Here is a 1104-nt window from a genome sequence, read left to right as displayed (position 1 = left end):
GCTGGCGCCGGTGGCCAGCACGCGCAGCGGCGGCTCGGCGGCCAGCGCCGCCGCCACGCCTTCACGGTGCAGCAGCACATCGCTGATCACGATGAGCGTGATCGGCAGGGCCGGCGCGGTGCGCGCCCCCCGTTCATCAACAACAGACGCCACCGCGCCGGGATCGTGCAGCATGATGCCACCCTTCCGTTCGACGCCGACGTACCCTCGCATGCTGAGCCATGGCCGATGCGCGCTGCCGGTCCCCAAACCGGGCCACCGGCCCTGCCGATGGCACGCGCCACACCCGCCTGGTGCAACGTTGGCAATTTCCACCCACCCATTGCCTGGCCTGACTGACCCGACAATTTTCGACTGCGCAACCCGCGATGGTCCGGGCAGCCAATGGGCGGCCTGGCCATGGTTTTTCTGGATGAACAAAACTATCGCACTTTCGTTGGTGACGCAATTCATCGCCCGCCATTCCGAAGGATGGGCCGTGCACTTGCCGCGATGGTGGAGGCCGGCATGGGCCAAATGGTCCATGACTGGGCCTGTTCTGCCCGCATCTTCGCTGTTGTCGCCCGCAGCCATGCCGCTTCTGCCCGGCGACTCGCAGGCGCTGCATGGCTGCCAAACGGTCTCCCTGCCAACAGGCCGATGGCGTGCCGGCCCGGCCTGGCCCAGCCTTGCGCCCAGCTGCAGCCACAGCCGGGAGAGACATGTTGGCGGTCATCCGCATCCAGTTGGGCAATCTGCCGCCGCTGCTCGCCGACATGGTGGTGGCGCTGCTCGGCGGGCCCGCGGCGGCGGAAGTGGTGGGGCGCAGCGGCGAAGGCGAGGACCCGATCGCTGCCGCCCGCGCGGCCGCGGCCGACCTGGTGGTGGTGACCCGCCCCGAACCCGGCGAGCCGTTGCTGGCCATGCTCGATGTCGATCAACTGGCCGTGCTGGCGCTGCCGGCGGCCGGCGACGGCAGCACCGATACCGGCCGCCTGCTGCAGCTGGGCGGCAGCGACATCAGGCTGGATCGCGGCGTGCTGGGCCGGCTGGCGGCGCGCCTGTCGCACTCGGCGGGGGCGGCGGGCTGATGGCCCGTCATCAGGCCATCGCCGCCGCGGGCGC

2 protein-coding genes are annotated in these 1104 nt (G+C 70.7%); one reads left to right on the top strand and one right to left on the bottom strand.

What is annotated here, in order from left to right; all coding sequences use genetic code 11:
• Window positions 1–213: hypothetical protein (locus GJ693_RS16120; RefSeq protein ID WP_156257236.1), on the bottom strand; the 213-nt coding region annotated here is incomplete at its 3' end.
• Between the two features lie 488 nt (window positions 214–701).
• Here GJ693_RS16120 and GJ693_RS16115 point away from each other — a divergent pair.
• Window positions 702–1070 carry a hypothetical protein gene (locus tag GJ693_RS16115; protein ID WP_156257235.1) on the top strand — a complete coding sequence of 123 codons (369 nt, stop codon included), beginning with the start codon at window positions 702–704 and terminating at the stop codon, window positions 1068–1070.
• Window positions 1071–1104 lie beyond the last annotated feature (34 nt).

The sequence above is a fragment of the Sandarakinorhabdus oryzae genome (assembly GCF_009733735.1).
GTDB classification, from domain to species: Bacteria; Pseudomonadota; Alphaproteobacteria; order Sphingomonadales; family Sphingomonadaceae; genus Sandarakinorhabdus; species Sandarakinorhabdus oryzae.
This window is presented reverse-complemented; position numbering and strand designations above follow the sequence as displayed.

Coding starts and splice junctions, on each gene's coding strand:
- GJ693_RS16115 (WP_156257235.1), top strand. CDS start 702: ATGTTGGCGGTCATCCGCATCCAGTTGGGCAATCTGCCGCCGCTGCTC.